This window comes from Streptosporangium longisporum, assembly GCF_039534895.1.
Classification (GTDB): domain Bacteria; phylum Actinomycetota; class Actinomycetes; order Streptosporangiales; family Streptosporangiaceae; genus Streptosporangium; species Streptosporangium longisporum.
In genome coordinates this window covers 187,544-206,901 of the sequence record NZ_BAAAWD010000012.1, presented here as the reverse complement: position 1 = coordinate 206,901, position 19,358 = coordinate 187,544, and the positions used below count along the sequence as shown (strand labels likewise).

Here is a 19,358-nt window from a genome sequence, read left to right as displayed (position 1 = left end):
GGCATCACCCAGGACACCTGCGGCTGTACGAGCACCCCAAAGGACAAGCTCTCGCACTACTCCAAAGCGACCGTCGACATCGAGTACCGCTTCAACTTCACCGGCACCGAGTGGGGTGTGAGCTGGAGGGCATCGCCAACCGCACGGACTTTCGACCTGAACCGCGCACGGCAAGGCCTCGGCACCGACCTCAGCTTCTTCGAGCAGGACAGCGGGCGAGCGCTACGTCCCGTACGTGATCGAGCCGGCCGCCGGTGTCGACCGCGCCACGCTCACCTTCCTGATCGACGCCTACACCGAGGACGAGGCGCCCACGCCAAGGGCGTCATGGAGAAGCGCACGGTCATGCGCCTCGACCACCGCCTCGCGCCGGTCAAGTCGCGGGTGCTCCCGCTCTCGCGCAACGCGGACCTGTCGCCAAGGCCAAGGACCTGGCGGGCCCAGCTCCCGCGCCGGGGAACGTCGACTTCGACGACGCGGCGCGATCGGCCGCCGTTACCGGGCGCCAGGACGAGATCGGCACGCCGTTCTGCATCACCGTGTCGACTTCGACAGCCCTCGACGACCAGGCGGTGACCATCCGCGAGCGCGACTCGATGGCCCAGAAGCGCGTGGCCCTCGACCAGGTCGAGTCCTACCTGCGCCCAGCACACTCAACGACTGAGACGGTTTCCGGCCCCGGTGATCGGGGCCACGTCCGCCCGGTGACGGCCGGCGACCCCGCACAGGGTCGCCGGCCGTCGTGCTTTCCCGGCCCGCCCCTGCCCTCGTCCCCTTCCCCGTCCGCCCCGGCATCCCTTCGATGATCGACCGGAGCGAAAGACAACATAAAAACCCGCCTTACAGCGGTTTTCGGGGCCTTTTGATGACATCAGGGGGATCGTTCGTTCAACGAAGGGGGAGAACGATGACCCGCGTATCACCGTGGAAGGCCGTGCCGGGGGGTCCTGGCCCTCGGCGGGGGCCGTCTTCCTGCTCACCGGCAGCGCCGCTCACGCCGACCCGCGTCCCGACGCGGTCGAGCTGCGGCTGCTCGTCGACGACTGCCCCGCCCCGACCTCCGCGACCGCCCCGTGACCGGGGACGTACGCCAGGTGACCGGGGACGTACGCCAGGTGCCGCCCGGCACGGGTGACGACACCGGCAGGGTGCCGGAGAGCGCCGTGCTCGGGCGGGCGCTGTTCGAGGTCAAGCGTGTGATCGTCGGCCAGGACCGGATGGTCGAGCGCCTGCTCGTCGCGGTCCTGGCCCGGGGGCACTGCCTGCTGGAGGGGGTGCCCGGCATCGCCAAGACGCTGGCGGCCGAGACGCTCGCGGGTGTCGTGGGCGGCACGTTCGCCCGCATCCAGTTCACCCCCGACCTGGTGCCCGCCGACATCGTCGGCACCCGCATCTACCGGCCGTCCACCGAGGGGTTCGACATCGAGCTCGGCCCGGTGATGGCCAACTTCGTGCTCGCCGACGAGATCAACCGGGCCCCGGCCAAGGTCCAGTCGGCGCTGCTGGAGGTGATGGCCGAACGCCAGGTGAGCATCGGCGGGCGTACCCATCCGGTGCCCGCGCCGTTCCTGGTCCTGGCGACCCAGAACCCGATCGAGTCCGAGGGCGTCTACCACCTGCCCGAGGCCCAGCGGGACCGCTTCCTGATGAAGATCGAGGTGGGGTACCCGAGCGAGTCGGAGGAGCTCGCCATCCTGTACCGGATGAGCACCGACCGGCCCGTCCCGCGCGGGGTGCTCGACCCGCGGCGGCTGCTCGCGCTGCAGGCCGCCGTGGACGACGTCTTCGTCCACCACGCCGTCGCCGAGTACGCGGTCCGGCTGGTGTACGCGACCCGTGAGCCCGCGCGGTTCGGGCTGGCCGACGTCGCGCCGCTGCTGACCTACGGCGCCAGTCCCCGGGCGACGCTGGGGCTGGTGGCCGCGGCCCGCGCGCTGGCGCTGGTGCGCGGGCGCGACTACGTCCTGCCCGGGGACGTCGCGGACCTGGCCCGCGACGTGATCGCGCACCGGCTGGTGCCGTCCTTCGACGCGCTGGCCGACGACGTCCCCCCGCGGGAGATCGTGGACCGGGTGGTCGCGGCGATCCCGGTGCCCAGGGTCGCCCCCGGGCAGACCGAGGCGGCCTGATGCGGCACCTGCCGTCCGAACGGGTGCTGCGCAGGCTGGAGCTGACGGTCGTCAGGCGTCTCGACGGGCTGCTCCAGGGCGACCACCTCGGGCTGACCCCGGGCCCCGGCGGCGAGCTCGCCGAGGCCAGGCAGTACGCGCCCGGCGACGATGTACGGCGGATGGACTGGAACGTCACCGCCCGCACGGCGGAGCCGCACGTGCGGGACATGATCGCCGACCGGGAGCTGGAGACCTGGGTGCTGCTCGACGCCAGCGCCAGCATGGACTTCGGCACCGCGCTGATGGAGAAGAGGGAGCTCGCGCTCGCCGCCGTCGCGGCGGTCGGTTTCCTCACCGAGCGGACGGGCAACCGCGTCGGCACGCACATCCTGCACGGCGGCGAGGTCCGGCGCTTCCCCGCCAGGAGCGGGCGCGCGCACCTGATGGCGCTGCTCGGCACGATGTTCTCGCTGCCGCGTACCGAGCCGGGCACCCCGGCGCCGCGCCTCGGCCCGGCCGCCGACGACCTGCGCCGCGTGACGCGGCGGCGCGGGCTCGTGGTCGTCGTCTCCGACTTCCTCGACCCCCCGGAGAGCTGGGAGAGGTCGCTGCGTCATCTCGCGGTCCGTCACCAGCTCCTGGCGGTGGAGGTCGTCGATCCCCGGGAGCTGACCCTGCCCGACGTGGGGGTGCTCACGCTCGTCGACCCGGAGACGGGCCGTCGCCGGGAGATCTCCACGGCCGGTCCCCGCCTGCGCGAGCGCTACGCCGAGGCCGCCGCCGGTCAGCGGGCGGCCATCGCGGACGCCCTGCGCAGGGCCGGGGCCGCCCACCTGCGCCTGGGTACCGATCGCGACTGGGTCCGCGATCTGGTCCGCCACGTCATGGTCCAGCGCCGCCTGGCGCGGACGAGAGCCGTGAGAGGTGGTGTCGCGTGACGTTCCTTTCCCCCGTCTGGCTGTGGCTGCTGGTCCCCGCCCTGATGATCGCGGTCCTGTACGTGGTCATGTACCGGCGGCGCAGCCGGTACGCCCTGCGGTTCACCAACCTGGACCTGCTGGACAAGCTGGCGCCCAGGACGCCGGGGTGGCGCAGGCACGTGCCCGCCACGGCCTTCATGGGAATGCTGGTGCTCCTCGTCGTCGGGTTCGCGCGGCCGACGGCCGAGACGCGGGTCCCCAAGGAGGAGGCGACGATCATCGTGGCCTTCGACGTCTCCGCGTCGATGCAGGCCACCGACGTGGCGCCCGACCGGTTCACGGCGGCGCGCGAGGCCGCGCGGTGGTTCGTCGGGGACCTGCCCGCCCGCTTCAACCTCGGCCTGGTCACGTTCTCCTCCTCGGCCTCGGTGAGCGTGCCGCCCACCACCGACAGGGCGGCGGTGCTGTCGGCGATCGACCGGCTCACCACGGACTCCGGCACGGCCGTCGGCGAGGCGGTGTTCTCGTCCCTGGACGCGATCGACGCCCTGCGGAGCAGGGAACGGCCGCCCGCCCACATCGTGCTGATGTCCGACGGGTCGAGCACCATGGGCAGGCCGCCGGAGCAGGCGGCCCGGGAGGCGACCTCCCGGCGCGTGCCGGTGTCCACCATCGCGTACGGCACGCCCGACGGCACGATCCGGATGGGCAACCGGGAGACCCCGGTGCCGGTGGACGGCCCGGCCCTGCGGGAGCTTGCCCGCAGCACCGGCGGGGGCTTCTACGAGGCGGCCTCCGGTGACGAGCTGCGGGCGGTGTACGACGACATCGGCAGCTCGGTGGGGTACCGGACCGAGCGGCAGGAGGTCTGGCCGTGGTTCGTCGGGATCGCGCTGCTCGGCGCGGTGGTGGCCGCCGGGACGTCCCTGTTCTGGTTCTCGAGGATCCTGTGAGGAGTCGATCATGGTGATGCCGCACGACCGGCCCCCCGGGCTCGGACGGCCCCGGGGCCCCGGTTTCGCCCCGGGCCCCCCGCCGCCCACCTCCCCGGAGGCGCCGTCGCGGGCGGCCGGCGCGACCGCCGCCCCGGCCGTCCCGGTACGGAAGGGGAGCGGGCGTCTCCTGGCCGCCGCGGTGCTCGTCGCCGCGCTCACCGGAGGCGCGGCGGGCGTCGCGGGCGGCCGGCTGGCCGTCGGGGACGAGGCGGCTCCCGCGGCCCTGCCCCGCGCCGCAGCGGCCCCGCCGGCCCCGTCCGGCTCGTCCGGCTCGCCCGGCTCGGCGGGTGGCCTCAGCGGTACCGCCGCCAGGGTGCTGCCGAGCGTCGTGTCGGTCGAGTCGGGCCGGGGCGCCGGGTCAGGCTTCGTGATCGACGGCTCCGGGCACCTGCTCACCAACGCACACGTCCTGGCCGGGAGCGCCGCGGGTGCCGGCGTCACCGTCGTGCTCGACGACGGGCGCCGATTGCCCGCCGTCGTCGTGGGCACCGACGAGGCGTACGACCTCGCGGTGCTCAGGGTGGACGACGCCCGCGGGCTGACCGCCGCGGTGCTGGGCAGGTCCGCGGACCTCGCGGTGGGGGACCAGGTGCTGGCCGTCGGCTCCCCGCTGGGCCTGGCGGGCACGGTCACCGGCGGCATCGTCAGTGCCCTCGACCGCCAGGTGAGGCTGGGCGGGCGCGGGCAGACCGCGTTGCAGACCGACGCCTCCATCAACCCCGGCAACTCCGGCGGGCCGCTGGTCAACGCCCGCGGCGAGGTGATCGGGATCAACACCGCGATCGCGACGCTCTCGCGGCGGGGGACCGGTTCGATCGGCATCGGCTTCGCCATCCCCATCGACCGGGCGGTGCCCGTCGCCGAACGGATCATCCGGGGGTGAGCGGAGTGAACGCGGACACGGGACGGCGGCGTCCGAGAATGACGGGGGTGAGCGGGAGTGAACGGGAAGACGGGACGGCGGTGGCATCCGCGTTTCCGGCCGCCCACGACCTAGGTTCGTACCATGCGACTGCTCGTTGTCGAAGATGAGGAAGACCTGGTCGATGCCCTGCGCGTGGGGCTCGTCCGGGCCGGATACGCGGTGGACGTCGCCTACGACGTGGCCCAGGCGCGCGAGAAGCTCCAGGTCAACTCCTACGACCTGGTCCTTCTGGACCTCAACCTGCCCGGCGGGGACGGCTTCGAGGTGTGCCGGGCCCTGCGCGGGACCGACCAGGGCCAGGCCGTGCGGATCATCATGGTGACCGCGCGCGACCGGCTGGACGACCGGGTCAGGGGGCTGGACGAGGGCGCCGACGACTACCTGGTCAAGCCGTTCGCCTTCCCCGAGCTCCTGGCCCGCGTCCGCGCCCTGCTCCGCAGGGAGCAGGGCGGCGGGACGGCGATCCTGCAGGTGGGCTCGCTACGGCTGGACACCTCCCGGGTGGAGAGCCATTCGAACGGGAGGGAGCTGGGGCTGACCCCCAAGGAGTTCGGGGTCCTGCACTACCTGATGACCCGTCCCGGGCACGTCGTCTCCGCCGAGGAGCTGCTGGAGCACGTCTGGGACGAGCACACCGACCCGTTCACCAACACCGTGCGGGTGACGGTGGGCAACCTGCGGCGCAAGCTCGGCACCGACGCCGTGATCGAGACCGTGGTCAGCAAGGGCTACCGGCTCAGGGAGGACACGTGAGGCCCCCCGCCGCGCACGCGATGGGAGGACGACACGTCGGACCCCTCGCCGCGCACGCGATGAGAGGACACGTGAGGTCCCTCCCCGTGCGCGCGGGCCGCCGTCGACCACGGGAGGACGCGTGAGGTTCTCCTTCGTGCACACGATCCGCTTCCGGCTGACCGTGCTCTACTCCAGCCTGCTGTTCCTGCTCTCCGGGCTGGTCGTCGGCCTGCTGTACGTCGCGGTGGCCAGGAGCGCCGAGGAGCGCCCCTACACCGTGCAGCAGGCCAAGCTCTACAGCGTCGACACCGAGCGCTACATCGGCAAGGCCCCGGTCGTCGAGCTCGCCGAGGTCGAGAACGCGGTCAACCTGCTGACCCTGAGGACCATGCGCGACTACTCGCTCCTGACCCTGGGCGGACTGTTCGTGGCGAGCTTCGGCATCGGCTGGGTGCTCTCGGGCCGGGTGCTGCGCCCGGTCCGCTCGATCACCAGGGCCGCCGCCGAGATCCAGGGCACCGACCTGTCGCGGCGGATCCTGCTCACCGGCCCCAAGGACGAGCTCCGCGACCTCGCCGACACCGTCGACACCATGCTCGGCCGCCTGGAGGGCGCGTTCCTGGCGCAGCGGCAGCTGATCGACGACGCCTCCCACGAGCTGCGCAGCCCGCTGGCCATCATCCGGGCCAACGTCGACGCCGTGCTGGCCTCCCCCGACAGCACCGAGGAGGAGCGGATGCGCGCGGTGGCCATCGTGGACCGGGCCACCACCCGCATGACGCGCCTGGTCGAGGACCTGCTGGCGACCGCCCGCCGCTCCGCGCCCGCGCTGGCCGACGCCGAGGTGGACGTGGGGACGCTGGCCGCCGAGGCGGCCGAGGAGTTCACCACGCTCGCGGCCGGGCGGGGGCTGACGATCCGCAAGGCGCTGCCCTCCGGGCTGCGCGGGGTGGGGGGACCACGACGCCCTGCGCCGGGCCGTGGGCAACCTGCTCTCCAACGCCGTACGGCTCGCCCCCGCCGGCAGCGAGGTGGTCGTGGCGGCGGGCCGCAGTGACGGCTGGATCTGGGTGGCGGTGCGCGACGCCGGGCCGGGGGTGTCCGAGGACGACCACGCGCGGGTGTTCGACCGCTTCTGGCGCGGCAAGAGCGGCGCTGAGACGGGGGAGACCGGTGGCGGGACCGGCCGCCGGGACCGGCACAGCGGCCTGGGCCTGGCGATCGTCCGCCAGATCGTGGAGTCCCACGGCGGCCACGTCCGCCTGTTCTCGCGGCCGGGCCAGGGGAGCGTGTTCGTGCTCTGGCTGCCGGCCGGGGACGGGCCCGCCGAGGGGGAGGTGCCCGGCCTCAACCCGCTCGCGGACGCGGCCCCGATCACTCGCCAGGGCCGTCGTGAACGGGCGTGAATGCCGGTGGAATTGGTTTATACCAATTGGTGTAAACCAATTCTTGCGACGGCCGGAGTTGCCGTTCGTTCGATCTTAATTTGCATTGGATTAGACCGGTGAACATGTTCTGAGCTGCGGTGATGTCGTTCCTGGCGGTGGGTGCCGTTTCATTGGCCGATTCGTCTGTAGAGTCCGGAGAGAGGCGGGACCAGACGTCGTTTTTTGAAGCCGTAGGAAGCCGTAGAAGGAGCGACCGTGCCCAAGTACGTTTACGACTTCACCGAGGGAAACAGAGATCTCAGAGACCTGCTCGGCGGCAAGGGGGCGAACCTCGCCGAGATGACCAATCTCGGGCTGCCGGTGCCCCCCGGCTTCACCATCACGACCGAGGCGTGCCGGAGCTTCCTGGCCGACGGCGTCCTGCCCGAGGGGCTGGAGGAGGAGATCGCCGGCCACCTGTCCGCGCTGGAGGCCGCGATGGGCCGCGGGCTCGGCCAGGCCGACGATCCGCTGCTGGTGAGCGTGCGCTCCGGGGCCGCGTTCTCGATGCCCGGCATGATGGAGACGGTCCTCAACATCGGGCTGAACGACGACTCGGTCCACGGGCTGGCCAAGCAGGCCGGCGGCAACGAGCGCTTCGCCTGGGACTCCTACCGGCGCCTCATCCAGATGTTCGGCAAGACCGTCCAGGGCATCGAGGGCGAGCTGTTCGACGACGCCCTGGAGCGGCTCAAGGACGGCCGCGACGACCTGGAGCTGGAGGCGGCCGACCTGCGGGCCCTGGTCGCGACGTACAAGGAGATCGTCCGCGCGCACACCGGCGAGGACTTCCCGGCCGACCCGTACCTGCAGATGCGCATGGCGGTGGAGGCGGTGTTCTCCTCCTGGAACGCGCCGCGCGCCGTGCTGTACCGCCGCCAGGAGCGCATCCCGGCCGACCTGGGCACCGCGGTCAGCGTCTGCTCGATGGTGTTCGGCAACTGCGGCATGGACTCCGGCACCGGGGTCGCCTTCACCCGCGACCCCGGAACCGGCCAGCAGGGCGTGTACGGCGACTACCTGCAGAACGCCCAGGGCGAGGACGTGGTCGCGGGCATCCGCAACACCCTGCCGCTGCAGGAGCTCCGGACCATCGACCGGCCCGTCTACGACGAGCTCATGCACACCATGCGCACCCTGGAGGAGCACTACCGCGACCTGTGCGACATCGAGTTCACGGTCGAGCGCGGAAAGCTGTGGATGCTGCAGACCCGCGTGGGCAAGCGCACCCCGGGCGCCGCGTTCCGCATCGCCGTGCAGCTCGTCGACCAGGGCGTCATCGACCTCGACGAGGCGGTGACCAGGGTCACCGGCGACCAGCTCGCCCAGCTGATGTTCCCCCGCTTCGCCGAGGACACCGGCAGCACGGTCATCGCCAGGGGGATGAACGCCTCACCGGGCGCGGCCGTGGGCAAGGCCGTCTTCTCCACCGACCGCGCCGTCGAGCTCGCCGCGCAGGGCGAGGCCGTCATCCTGGTACGCCGCGAGACCAACCCCGACGACCTGGCCGGGATGATCGCCGCCCAGGGGGTGCTGACCAGCCGGGGCGGCAAGACCTCGCACGCCGCCGTGGTCGCCCGCGGCATGGGCAGGACCTGCGTCTGCGGCGCCGAGGCGCTGGAGGTCTCGGCCGCCGACCGCACGTTCACCGCCCCCGGCGGCGTGGTGGTCTCCGAGGGGGACGTCATCTCCATCGACGGCACCAGCGGGGCCGTGTACCTCGGCGAGGTGCCCGTGGTCCCCTCCCCGGTCGTGGAGTACTTCGAGGGCTCGGGCGACCGGGACGACGAACTGGTCCGCGCGGTGCACCGGCTCATGACCCACGCCGACGAGGTGCGCAGGATGGACGTGCGCGCCAACGCGGACACGGCCGAGGACTCGGCCAGGGCCCGCAGGTTCGGCGCCCAGGGCATCGGCCTGTGCCGCACCGAGCACATGTTCCTCGGGAAGCGCCGCAGCCTGGTCGAGGACCTGGTGCTGGCCGGCACCGACGAGGAGCGGGACCGGGCGCTGGCCGCGCTGGAGCCGCTGCAGAAGGAGGACTTCACCGCCATCTTCCGCGCGATGGAGGGACTGCCTGTCACCGTCCGCCTGATCGACCCGCCGCTGCACGAGTTCCTGCCCGACTTCACCGAGCTGTCGGTGAAGATCGCCCTCGCCGGGGACGAGGCGCCGGAGAAGGACCGCAGGCTGCTGGTCGCCCTCAAGCGCCTGCACGAGGAGAACCCCATGCTGGGCCTGCGCGGGGTGCGGCTCGGCCTGATCATCCCCGGCGTGTTCGCCATGCAGGTCCGGGCGATCGCCGAGGCGGCCAAGGCCGTGCCGGGCAGCCGTCCCGAGATCATGATCCCGCTGGTGGCCGCGGTGCAGGAGCTGGAGCACGTCCGGGACGAGGCGCGGGCGATCCTCGCCGAGGCCGGCGTCGAGGCGCTGATCGGCACGATGATCGAGGTGCCGCGCGCCGCGCTGACCGCCGCCCAGATCGCCGAGGCCGCCGAGTTCTTCTCCTTCGGCACCAACGACCTGACCCAGATGACCTGGGGCTTCTCCCGGGACGACGTCGAGGCCGCGTTCTTCGCGAAGTACCTGGAGCTGGGCGTCTTCGGCGTGTCCCCGTTCGAGACGCTGGACGCCGACGGTGTCGGCAGGCTCGTCGAGATCGCGGTGGAGCAGGGCCGGAGCACCCGTCCCGACCTCAAGCTGGGCATCTGCGGCGAGCACGGCGGCGACCCCGACTCGATCCACTTCTGCCACCGGGCCGGCCTGGACTACGTGTCCTGCTCGCCGTTCCGCATCCCGGTCGCCCGGCTGGAGGCCGCCCGCGCCACCCTGGCCTGCGCCGGGTCCGACACCCGCTGACCCGGCGGACCGCCCGAGGCCCCGTCCCCGTCCTCGTCCCTCGCCCGGCCTGGTCGTCCCTCGCCCGGTCCGGTCGTCCCTCGCCCGGTCCGGTCGTTCCCCGGGCCGGGCGGGGACGAGGGCCGGTCCCGGGGGCGCTCGTGGTGCCCGTACCCCTGGTAACCAGGTGTTTTCCCGCCGTTCGGCATGAGGGCGGCCTTTCGCGGATAAAATCACTGCACGTATGCACGGTTATGACGAACACGATCAGGCCAGGTGGGTGCCGGAACCGCCCGGCAACCCGGGAAGAGGCCCGTTCCAGCGCGACCGGGCGCGGGTGCTGCACAGCGCCGGGCTACGGCGGCTCGCGGCCAAGACGCAGGTCGTCGGCCCGGGGGAGACCTTCGGTGGCGGCCAGCACATCCCCCGTACCCGCCTGACCCACTCGCTGGAGTGCGCGCAGGTCGGCCGGGAGATGGGCGAGGCGCTCGGCCGCGACCCCGACCTGATGGAGACCGCCTGCCTGGCCCACGACCTGGGTCACCCGCCGTTCGGCCACAACGGGGAGACGGCGCTCAACGAGCTGGCGAGCGGCTGCGGCGGCTTCGAGGGCAACGCGCAGAGCCTGCGCCTGCTGACCCGGCTGGAGGCCAAGGTCGTCACCGAGGACGGCCGCAGTGCCGGGCTCAACCTGACCCGGGCCTGCCTGGACGCCGCGGTGAAGTACCCGTGGACCCGCGAGCGGGGAGCCAAGTACTGCGTCTACGACGACGACATGCCGGTCTTCGAGTGGATCAGGCAGGGGGCGCCGGAGGGCCGGGTCAGCTTCGAGGCCCAGATCATGGACTGGGCCGACGACATCGCCTACTCGGTGCACGACCTGGAGGACGCCCTGCACTCCGGCGACGTGGTGCTGGAGGCGCTGCGCGACCCGGTGGAGCGCCGTGAGGTCTGCGTCACCACCCGCGACTGGTACGCCCCCGACGCCGAGCCCGGGGAGCTGGAGGACGTCTTCGTCCGCCTGACCGCCCAGTCGCTCTGGCCCCGCCACTTCGACCGCTCGCTCGCCGACCTGGCCGCGATCAAGAGGCTCACCAGCTCGCTCATCGGTCACTTCTGCAGGTCGGCCGAGTTCGCCACCCGCGAGGCGTACGACGCGGCCGCCGGGCGCCACGGCGCCGACCTGATCGTGCCCAGGACCACCCGGCTGGAGTGCGCGCTGCTCAAGGGCGTCACCGCCCACTACGTGATGACCAGGGACGAGCACAACGCGAACCAGGCGCGGCAGCGCGAGCTGATCCACGACCTGGCCCACCAGATCATGCTGGGCGCCCCCGGCACCCTGGAGCCCGCGCTCAGGCCCGCGTTCGTCCGGGCGTCCGGCAACGCAGGGCGCCTGCGCGTGGTCATCGACCAGATCGCCTCGCTCACCGACACCTCGGCGGTCGCCTGGCACCGCCGCCTGTCGGGCCGCTGACCGGCCGTCCGCCCCCGGCGCCCCGCGAGGACCGGGCGACTTCCCCACCCGAAGGACGAACATGAACGCACGCTCCGAGGCGGGAGGCCGTCTCACCGCCCTGGGCACCCAGCTGCTCGAGGTGCACGTCTGGCTCCGCGAGATGCTGGAGGACCTCCAGGACGGCATCGACGACTACTTCGACGGCAGGGGGCTCCCGCCACGGGACCTGCGCGCGCACTGCCTGTCGTTCTGCACGGCGCTGACGCGCCACCACACCGGCGAGGACGGCGGCGCGTTCCCGGCGATCGCCGAGGAGTACCCCGAGCTGCGCAAGGTGCTCTCCGACCTGCGCACCGACCACAACCACCTGGACTGGCTGATGGGGAACCTGCGCAAACTCCTCGACGCCCTGCCGGAGCGACCGGACCCGGCCACGGCCTCGAAGGTGCGCGAGGAGGTGGAAGCGCTGTCGGCGGTCATGCGGACGCACTTCATCTACGAGGAGAAGAAGCTCGTCTCCGTGCTCAACGCGATGGACGTCCCCGAGTGGCGCGAGAACCGGCCCGCCTTCCTCCTGATCGACGACGAGGACGAATAGGGCGATCAGCGTGACGGGGACGCGTTCTCCGACGTCCCCGCGCACCGGCGGGACGCCGCCCGCGCCGCCCGCGCCATCGCGGCCGCGACGGCCCTTCTAGCCGACACCGCCGTCGCCGCCCAGGGTGATCTGCTCGGGCTCCTCCGGCGTCGGCGAGGGCCTGGGCTTCTTCTTGGCGGGCTGCGGCTTGGACGCGCACAGCGTGAAGCAGCGCGGGGCCGCTCCCGTCCGGTTCATCACGGTCTGCATCTCCTCCCGGGGCGAGAGCGTGGGGTTGCCCTTCAGCCACGCGTCCAGGTAGTTCCACGGGTTGACCATGCCGCGGCGGACCCACCAGAGCTGGGGGGAGGTCTTCCAGGAGATCGCGAAGTAGAGGTTGCTGGCGGTGGAGCGCGCGTTCCCGGAGTTGCCGATCCGGCCGAGCGTCTGCCCGGCGCCGACGCGCACCCCCGGCCTGATGCCGTCGACGACCTCGTCCAGGTGGCCGCCCAGGTAGCGGACCCCGTCGTCGCCGACGACCGTGACGAACCGGCCCTCGCGGTCGGCGCCGCGGTCGGTGGAGGGCTTCCACCGGTTCTTGGTGTTGACCTCGTCGACCACCCCCGACACCGGCGAGACGAACGCGCAGCCCTTGCCCGCCCAGATCGTGGTCTTGGGCAGCACCAGCAGCCGGCTCTGGTAGTTGACCGAGCAGCCCTTGACCGGGAAGACGTAGCTGTACTTGGAAAGCTTCGGCGGCGGGACCCGCACCGGCGGGTCGGCCTTGGGGCGGTCGACCGCCGTCTGCGGGACGGGGGTCGGCGTCGAGTCCGGGATGGTCGCGGTGACCGAGCCGGGGGTCCCGGCGGCGCTCTCCGCCCCGGGCGTCGGGGGTGCCGTGCCGATGCCGGCCACCCCGCCCGGGGACGCGCAGCCTCCGGTGACGAGCACCGCGCCGGTCACCGCGGCCAGTCGTGCCATGTGCCGCGATCGCATGATCTCCACCCGCGTACAGTATCGAGAATTCGCTCTTACCTTTGTAACCGACGTCCTGGTTGGTCATGACCTCTTCGGGAAAGTCATCGTTCCTCCTGCCCCCGCCGCCCCGTCCGTACCGCCCGTACCGTCGGTGCTGTCGGGGGCTGTCGGGGAGCCGGACTAGACTCGCGGCGTGGCAGGCCGGATCAGTGACGAGGACATCGCGCTCGTACGGGAGCGCTCACCGATCGCCGACATCGTGGGCGAGCACATCCAGCTCCGCAACGCGGGCGGCGGCAACCTGAAAGGGCTCTGTCCCTTCCATGACGAGAAGAGCCCGTCGTTCAACGTGACCCCCACCCGGGGGTACTGGTACTGCTTCGGCTGCGCCGAGGGCGGTGACGTCATCACCTTCGTCCGGCGCCTGGAGCACCTGTCGTTCGGCGAGGCCGTCGAGCGGCTGGCAAACAGGGCGGGCGTCCAGCTCCGCTACGAGCAGGGCGGCTACGTGCCCGGCCGCGAGCAGGGCGAGCGCAGCCGCCTGGTCGAGGCCCACCGGGCGGCGGCGGAGTTCTACGTCTCGAAGCTGTCGGCCCCCGACGCCGCGCCCGGACGCCGCTTCCTGTCCGAACGGGGCTTCGAGCGGGTCGACGCCGAGCGCTTCGGCGTCGGGTACGCCCCGGCCGAGTGGGAGGCGCTGGCACGGCACCTGATGGGCCGGGGCTTCACTGCCGCGGAACTGATCAAGGGAGGGCTGGCCAAGGAGGGCCGGCGCGGCCCGATCGACCGGTTCCGGGGCCGGCTGGTCTGGCCCATCCGCGACATCACCGGCGACGTCATCGGGTTCGGCGCGCGGAAGCTGAACGACGCCGAGGACGGCCCGAAGTACCTGAACACCCCCGAGAGCCCGCTCTACCACAAGAGCGAGGTCCTGTACGGCATCGACCTGGCCAAACGCGAGATCTCCAAGCGCTCCCAGGCCGTGATCGTCGAGGGCTACACCGACGTGATGGCCTGTCACCTGTCCGGGGTGCCGACGGCGGTGGCCACCTGCGGCACCGCGTTCGGCGAGGAGCACATCAAGGTGCTCAGAAGGCTGCTGCTCGACCAGTCGGGCTCGCACGGCGAGGTGGTCTTCACCTTCGACGGCGACGCCGCGGGCCAGAAGGCGGCGCTGCGCGCCTTCGCCGACGAGCAGAAGTTCGTCACCCAGACCTTCGTCGCGGTGCAGCCCGACGGGCTCGACCCCTGCGACCTGCGCGTCCAGCACGGCGAGGCGGCCGTGCGCGACCTGATCGCGGCCAGGGAGCCGCTCTTCGCGTTCGCCATCCGCAGCGTGATCTCCAAGTTCGACGTGAGCACCAACGAGGGAAGGCTCTCCGCCCTGGACGCCGCCGCCCCGATCGTGGCCGGCATCAAGGACAGGTCCCTGCGCCAGCTGTACGCCGTCGACCTCGACCGGTGGCTGGGGTTCAACAACGAGCGCTTCGTGATGGACCGGATCGCCGAGATCTCCACGGCGGCCCGGCCGCGCGCCGAACGCCCCACGGGCCCGCGCCGGGTCGCCGACCTCACCGACCCCGGGGTGCGGACCGAGGCCGAGGTGCTGCGGCTGGCCGTCCAGCGTCCCGCGCTGCTCGGTCCCCGCTTCGAGGCGGTGGGCGCGGAGGCCTTCACGCTCCCCGAGCACGTGGCCCTCTACCGGCTGATCGCCGACTGCGGCGGCACCGCCGCGGCCGGGCAGGGCGGCCGCGAATGGGTCGACCTGCTGCTGGGCAGGGCCGAGGACTCCCTGCGCGGGATGGTCACCCGGTTCGCCGTGGAAGAGCTGCGGGCCGACCTGGCGAGCGAGGAGCGCTACGCCTCGGCCATGCTGGCCGCGCTGGAGCTCGTCTCGGTGGCGCGGGCCATCGAGCAGCTCAAGTCGAAGATGCAGCGGACGAACCCGGTCGAGGAGCAGCAGGAGTACAACCGGCTGTTCGGCGAGCTGGTCGCGCTGGAGCAGCAGCGGCGCGTCCTGAAGGAGCGCACCGCCGCGAGCTGACGGCGTAATTTGCTTTAATGTCCATCCGTCGATTCCGCCAAACCTTAATAGGGTCTCGATCCGATAAGGAACAGGCCCTTACCTCCGGTGACAAAAATAGGTCTGCCATTTAGGGGATCCAATACAGCAGACTGTCTCCCGTGGGTGCATCGGTGCTGCCAAGTGGGCCGCCATCGGTAGACCAGGTGGCCGACCTCGTCGCGAAGGGAAGAGAGCGCGGAAGCGTCACGGTCGATGACGTTGCCGCCGCTCTCGACAGATCCGAGCTGCCGTCCGACGCGCTCGAACGCGTCGTCCGCATGCTCGCCGAACAGGGTGTGGAGGTCCTCGAGCCCCAGGGTGACGAGGAACCCGCCCGACCCGATGAGGAGGATGTCGGTAAAAGGGCGCCGACCAGCGATCTCGTCCGTATCTACCTGCGGGAGATCGGCCGGGTGCCCCTGCTCACGGCCGAGGAGGAGGTGGAGCTCGCCAAGTCGATCGAAGCGGGCCTGTTCGCCGAGGACAAGCTGACCAGCGTCGTCTCACGCCTGGGGTTCCCGGAGTTCAGGGAGCTCGTCTGGCAGGGGACGCGGGCCAAGCAGCGGCTGATCGAGGCCAATCTCCGGCTGGTGGTGTCAATCGCCAAAAGATATGTGGGACGCGGCATGCTCTTCCTGGATCTCATCCAGGAGGGCAACCTCGGGCTCATCCGGGCGGTCGAGAAATTCGACTACACCAAGGGCTACAAGTTCTCCACATACGCCACCTGGTGGATTCGCCAGGCGATCACCAGGGCGATCGCGGACCAGGCACGCACCATTCGCATTCCGGTGCACATGGTCGAGACGATCAACAAACTGGTACGGGTCCAGCGCCAGCTCCACCAGGATCTGGGCCGCGAGCCCGCCCCGGAGGAGATCGCCCTGGAGATGGACCTGCCGATCGACCGGGTGATCGAGATCCAGCGGATCGCCCAGGAGCCGGTCTCCCTGCAGTCCCCGATCGGGGAGGAGGACTCCGACCTCGGCGACTTCATCGAGGACGCGGACGCGGTCGTGCCGATGGAGGCCGCCGCCTTCATCATGCTGCAGGACCAGCTCGACGACATCCTCGCGACCCTCTCGGACCGGGAGCAGCGCATCATCCAGTTGCGCTTCGGGCTCGCGGACGGGCATCCCCGGACGCTGGAGGAGGTCGGCAGGGAGTTCGGGGTGACCCGGGAGCGCATCCGGCAGATCGAGTCGAAGACCCTTGCCAAGCTCCGCCACCCGACCAGGGCGCAGATGCTGCGCGACTATCTCGACTGAGGCACCGTCCCCGGTGCCCCGTCAGGGCCGGCGACCCGGCGTTCCGCCCGGTCGCCGGCCCGTCGTCGCTCGTCACCGCTCGTCGTCGCTTGTCGCCGCTCGTCGTCGCGCGTCGCCCGAGGGCCTTCCGCGAGCCGCTCTTCCCACGGTCCGGGCTTCCGCGGTTCGGGCTTCCGGCGGTCCGGCCTTCCCGTGGGCCGGCCTTCTCGCGGTCCGGGCTTCCCGCGATCCGGTCCGGCCTTCCTGGGATCCGGGGCGGCGTCCCCGTGGTCCGGGCGGTTTCCGGCCGTTCCGGGCTGTTTTCCCGGGCGATACAGGCGCAGACTGGGCGGATGGAGTCGCGAGCGGCGGTGGACGACGCGGCGCTGGGGCGCGAGGCATGGGCGGTGCTCGACGCGAACTGGACGGGGTCGGCCACCGTCCCCGCCCCCGGCCTCTACCCGCACCAGTGGAACTGGGACTCCACCTTCGTGGCGATCGGCCTGGCCCGCCGGGACACCCGCAGGGCCGGGACCGAGCTGCTCAGCCTGATGGCGGGGCAGTGGGGCAACGGGATGGTGCCGCACATCGTCTTCCAGCCCGTCCGGGCGGAGGTCTACTTCCCCGGGCCGTCGGTGTGGCGCTCCCGGGAGCACCGCTCGGCCCCCCACGGGGTGGGCACCTCGGGGCTGACCCAGCCGCCCCTGCAGGCGCTGGCGCTGTGGCGGATCTGGCGGCACGCGGCCGACCGCGACACGGCCGCGGCCCTGGTACGGCGGCTCTACCCCATGCTGGTCGCCCAGCACGACTACCTCGCCACGGTCAGGGACCTCGGCGGGGCCGGGCTGGCCGCGATCGTCCACCCCTGGGAGTCGGGAATGGACGACAGCCCCGTCTGGGACGCCCCGCTGGAGGCGCTGCCGGTGACCGGGGCCCCGTACCGGAGGGCGGGGGGATCCTGCGGTGAGGGACGGCCCGGCGGCCACCACGACCCCTTCGTCACGCTCGCCCTGCGCTACCGCGACTCCGGCTACGACCCGGCCTACCTGCGCGACGAGCACCCGTTCGCGGTCGAGGACCCGATGTTCAACGGCATCTGGCTCGCCTCCTGCCAGGCCCTGGCCGAGCTGGCGCCGGTGGCCGGCGCGGACGCCGGGCCGCACCGGGCGGCGGTGGAGCGGATCCGCGCCGGGCTGCTGGAACGCCTGTGGGCCGACGGCCTCTTCCGCGTCCGCGACCTGCGCGGCGGAGGGCTGAGCCAGGTCTGCACGGTCGGGTGCTTCGGGCCGCTGCTGGACCGGGAGCTGCCCGCCGACCGGGTCGCGGAGCTGGTGGGGGTGCTGGAGTCGGCCCGCTTCATGGGGGCGGCCGGGTACCCGGTGCCCAGCTGCGAGATCCGAGCCCAGCAGTTCGACCGCTCCCGCTACTGGCGCGGGCCGTCCTGGGTGAACACCAACTGGCTGCTGCGCCGGGCCGCGGCCGTCCACGACCTGGCGGGACTGGCCCGGATCCTCGGGGCGAGCACCCTGCGCCTGGTACGGCAGGCGGGTTTCCGCGAGTGCTTCGACCCCTTCGACGGCAGCGGCCGGGGCAGCAGGGACTTCTCCTGGTCGGCGGCGCTCACCCTGGACCTGCTCGCCGATACCGTGGAGGAATGAGGCTCTTCAACCGCATGCCCGCCGAGGTCCGCGCGGCCGTCGTCCCGGGTGACCGGGTGCTCACCTACGCCGGAGGGCCGGACGGCTACGTGATCGCCGCCGACCGGGCCCTGTATCTGGGGGACGTGCGCCTGCCCTGGTTCCAGGTGGACCGCGGCGCGTGGGACGAGGAGGGGCTGACGGTCGTCACCACGGACGGGCGGTCGCACCGGGCGCTGCTGCCCGAGCCGGGCCGGATCCCCGAGGCCGTACGGGAGCGGGTGACCGCCTCGATCGTGGTCAACCAGTACGTCCCGCTGGACGCCCGCGGGGGAGTGCGGCTGGTGGCCAGGAGGGCCGAGGCCGACGAGCTGGTCTGGGAGCTCGTCTTCGACGCCGGTCTCGACCCGCACGACCCGGGCCTGCGCGCCCTGGCCGAGCAGGCGCTGGAGGAGACGCGCCGCAGCTTCGGCGTCTGAACGGGACCCGGCGGGCCCCCGGCGTCCGGACCGGTCCCGGGACGACCCACGGCCCCTGAGCGGCTCCCGGTCTCAGGACGCCCCCACGCACCCGGAACGGCTCCGTACACGCGAAAAGGCCCCCGAGGGGGCCTTCGCACCTGCGGGCCGCTCCCGGCCCGCAGGTCCGGAAGCGGCGCGGGGATCAGTACGGCGCGGAGGTCCGCTGGTTCTCCGGCCAGCCGGTGCCGGTCTCGTCCACCTCGTCGCCGTGCCAGCCGTTGGCCGACTTCAGGAACGGCAGCCGGTTCTTGGCCACGTCGCTGACCTTGTCCTTCGCCACGCCGGTGGCCCTGGAGACCTTGGCGCCCACCAGGCCTGCGGTCTCCTGCACGGACGGGTTGTCGGAGACCCGCTGGGCCATCCGCTTGATCTGCTCGTAACGCTCCCGTCCGGCACGGCTCCCCAGGACGTACCCGGCCGCGAATCCCACACAGAACATCATCCGATAACGCATGTCCACCTCCACAAGCTGTTCCGCCGGACCCCGTGATGCGATCACCTGCGGATCGCCACTCGTCCCGCCCCTACCCCGGAGTATCGATGCGACACACACCCATGGAGTGCGCTAATCTATTCCTGCGCCGCAAGGAACGGGGAACATCCGCTCCGACCAGCGCAAAGCGCGATCCCGTGTAGCTCAATCGGCAGAGCAGCCGGCTGTTAACCGGCAGGTTATAGGTTCGAGTCCTATCGCGGGAGCCATCACGAAGGCCCCGGAAGCCCCGCTTCCGGGGCCTTCGGCGTCTCGTATCCCGATTCAGCGGACAAAGCACAGCGAATCACAGAAAATGAGATCGCCGTGCCCGGGGCTCCGTGATCGCAGCGGATGGACCGGAGCGCGGCTGCCGCGGACCACACCGATCGCAGCGGGGAAGGGCCGCCGCGTTCAGGGCACCGTGCCGCCCGGAACGGCCGTCGTGCCC

17 protein-coding genes, 1 tRNA gene and 1 pseudogene are annotated in these 19,358 nt (G+C 72.0%); 17 read left to right on the top strand and 2 right to left on the bottom strand.

Going from position 1 to position 19,358, the window contains the following annotated elements; translation table 11 throughout:
- From ABD832_RS22150 to ABD832_RS22095, 12 genes and pseudogenes are all read left to right on the top strand, one after another.
- Positions 1-641: pseudogene (locus ABD832_RS22150) on the top strand (His/Gly/Thr/Pro-type tRNA ligase C-terminal domain-containing protein); the annotation flags it as partial.
- A gap of 283 nt (positions 642-924) precedes the next feature.
- Positions 925-1,077, top strand: coding sequence for a hypothetical protein (locus ABD832_RS22145; protein ID WP_344898455.1), 153 nt, complete (start codon positions 925-927; stop codon positions 1,075-1,077).
- Entirely contained in the window at positions 1,074-2,129 is a 1,056-nt protein-coding gene (locus ABD832_RS22140; RefSeq protein WP_413224486.1) for an AAA family ATPase, read from the top strand. The genes ABD832_RS22145 and ABD832_RS22140 overlap by 4 nt, the downstream gene beginning before the upstream one ends.
- On the top strand, positions 2,129-3,049 hold the full coding sequence (locus tag ABD832_RS22135) for a DUF58 domain-containing protein (protein ID WP_344898453.1): 921 nt from the start codon (positions 2,129-2,131) through the stop codon (positions 3,047-3,049). Before ABD832_RS22140 ends, ABD832_RS22135 begins: the two co-directional genes overlap by 1 nt.
- Positions 3,046-3,984 (top strand): VWA domain-containing protein, encoded by a 939-nt coding sequence (locus ABD832_RS22130; RefSeq protein WP_344898450.1) that lies wholly within the window; start codon positions 3,046-3,048, stop codon positions 3,982-3,984. Before ABD832_RS22135 ends, ABD832_RS22130 begins: the two co-directional genes overlap by 4 nt.
- 10 nt (positions 3,985-3,994) lie before the next feature.
- Positions 3,995-4,909, top strand: a complete 915-nt coding sequence (locus ABD832_RS22125; protein WP_344898448.1) for a S1C family serine protease — start codon at positions 3,995-3,997, stop codon at positions 4,907-4,909.
- Between the two features lie 123 nt (positions 4,910-5,032).
- Entirely contained in the window at positions 5,033-5,704 is a 672-nt protein-coding gene (locus ABD832_RS22120; protein WP_344898446.1) for a response regulator transcription factor, read from the top strand.
- A gap of 121 nt (positions 5,705-5,825) precedes the next feature.
- Entirely contained in the window at positions 5,826-6,743 is a 918-nt protein-coding gene (locus ABD832_RS22115) for a histidine kinase dimerization/phospho-acceptor domain-containing protein (protein ID WP_344898444.1), read from the top strand.
- Complete coding sequence (locus ABD832_RS22110; protein WP_344898442.1) at positions 6,667-7,092, top strand: sensor histidine kinase; 426 nt, start codon at positions 6,667-6,669, stop codon at positions 7,090-7,092. The genes ABD832_RS22115 and ABD832_RS22110 overlap by 77 nt, the downstream gene beginning before the upstream one ends.
- Positions 7,093-7,329: 237 nt before the next feature.
- A complete protein-coding gene (ppdK, locus tag ABD832_RS22105) occupies positions 7,330-9,972 on the top strand; it encodes a pyruvate, phosphate dikinase (RefSeq protein ID WP_344898440.1) in 2,643 nt (880 codons plus the stop codon).
- A 223-nt stretch (positions 9,973-10,195) separates the two neighbouring features.
- Entirely contained in the window at positions 10,196-11,428 is a 1,233-nt protein-coding gene (locus ABD832_RS22100) for a deoxyguanosinetriphosphate triphosphohydrolase (RefSeq protein ID WP_344898438.1), read from the top strand.
- A 61-nt stretch (positions 11,429-11,489) separates the two neighbouring features.
- A complete protein-coding gene (locus ABD832_RS22095; protein ID WP_344898436.1) occupies positions 11,490-12,008 on the top strand; it encodes a hemerythrin domain-containing protein in 519 nt (172 codons plus the stop codon).
- Between the two features lie 96 nt (positions 12,009-12,104).
- Here ABD832_RS22095 and ABD832_RS22090 read toward each other — a convergent pair whose 3' ends face one another.
- Positions 12,105-12,983, bottom strand: coding sequence for a M23 family metallopeptidase (locus tag ABD832_RS22090; protein ID WP_344898464.1), 879 nt, complete (start codon positions 12,981-12,983; stop codon positions 12,105-12,107).
- 175 nt (positions 12,984-13,158) lie between these two features.
- On the opposite strand from ABD832_RS22090, the gene dnaG reads away from it, so the two are divergent.
- From dnaG to ABD832_RS22070, 4 genes are all read left to right on the top strand, one after another.
- Positions 13,159-15,009: a DNA primase gene (dnaG, locus tag ABD832_RS22085; protein WP_344898434.1), complete on the top strand. Its 1,851-nt coding sequence runs from the start codon at positions 13,159-13,161 to the stop codon at positions 15,007-15,009.
- A 185-nt stretch (positions 15,010-15,194) separates the two neighbouring features.
- On the top strand, positions 15,195-16,298 hold the full coding sequence (rpoD, locus tag ABD832_RS22080) for an RNA polymerase sigma factor RpoD (RefSeq protein WP_344898432.1): 1,104 nt from the start codon (positions 15,195-15,197) through the stop codon (positions 16,296-16,298).
- A 332-nt stretch (positions 16,299-16,630) separates the two neighbouring features.
- Positions 16,631-17,935 carry an MGH1-like glycoside hydrolase domain-containing protein gene (locus ABD832_RS22075; protein ID WP_344898430.1) on the top strand — a complete coding sequence of 435 codons (1,305 nt, stop codon included), beginning with the start codon at positions 16,631-16,633 and terminating at the stop codon, positions 17,933-17,935.
- A complete protein-coding gene (locus ABD832_RS22070; RefSeq protein ID WP_344898428.1) occupies positions 17,932-18,393 on the top strand; it encodes a hypothetical protein in 462 nt (153 codons plus the stop codon). The genes ABD832_RS22075 and ABD832_RS22070 overlap by 4 nt, the downstream gene beginning before the upstream one ends.
- Positions 18,394-18,577: 184 nt before the next feature.
- On the opposite strand, the gene ABD832_RS22065 is transcribed toward ABD832_RS22070, so the two are convergent.
- Positions 18,578-18,889 (bottom strand): YtxH domain-containing protein, encoded by a 312-nt coding sequence (locus tag ABD832_RS22065; RefSeq protein WP_344898427.1) that lies wholly within the window; start codon positions 18,887-18,889, stop codon positions 18,578-18,580.
- Between the two features lie 172 nt (positions 18,890-19,061).
- Here ABD832_RS22065 and ABD832_RS22060 point away from each other — a divergent pair.
- Positions 19,062-19,137 (top strand) — tRNA-Asn (locus ABD832_RS22060).
- The last annotated feature ends 221 nt before the right edge of the window (positions 19,138-19,358 follow it).

Bases quoted from the DNA above. Each gene is read 5' to 3' on its own strand.
- ABD832_RS22100 (WP_344898438.1), top strand. From the start codon at position 10,196: ATGCACGGTTATGACGAACACGATCAGGCCAGGTGGGTGCCGGAACCG.
- ABD832_RS22095 (WP_344898436.1), top strand. From the start codon at position 11,490: ATGAACGCACGCTCCGAGGCGGGAGGCCGTCTCACCGCCCTGGGCACC.
- ABD832_RS22065 (WP_344898427.1), bottom strand. From the start codon at position 18,889: ATGCGTTATCGGATGATGTTCTGTGTGGGATTCGCGGCCGGGTACGTC.
- ABD832_RS22125 (WP_344898448.1), top strand. From the start codon at position 3,995: ATGGTGATGCCGCACGACCGGCCCCCCGGGCTCGGACGGCCCCGGGGC.
- ABD832_RS22070 (WP_344898428.1), top strand. From the start codon at position 17,932: ATGAGGCTCTTCAACCGCATGCCCGCCGAGGTCCGCGCGGCCGTCGTC.
- ABD832_RS22075 (WP_344898430.1), top strand. From the start codon at position 16,631: ATGGAGTCGCGAGCGGCGGTGGACGACGCGGCGCTGGGGCGCGAGGCA.
- ABD832_RS22135 (WP_344898453.1), top strand. From the start codon at position 2,129: ATGCGGCACCTGCCGTCCGAACGGGTGCTGCGCAGGCTGGAGCTGACG.
- ABD832_RS22120 (WP_344898446.1), top strand. From the start codon at position 5,033: ATGCGACTGCTCGTTGTCGAAGATGAGGAAGACCTGGTCGATGCCCTG.
- ABD832_RS22090 (WP_344898464.1), bottom strand. From the start codon at position 12,983: ATGCGATCGCGGCACATGGCACGACTGGCCGCGGTGACCGGCGCGGTG.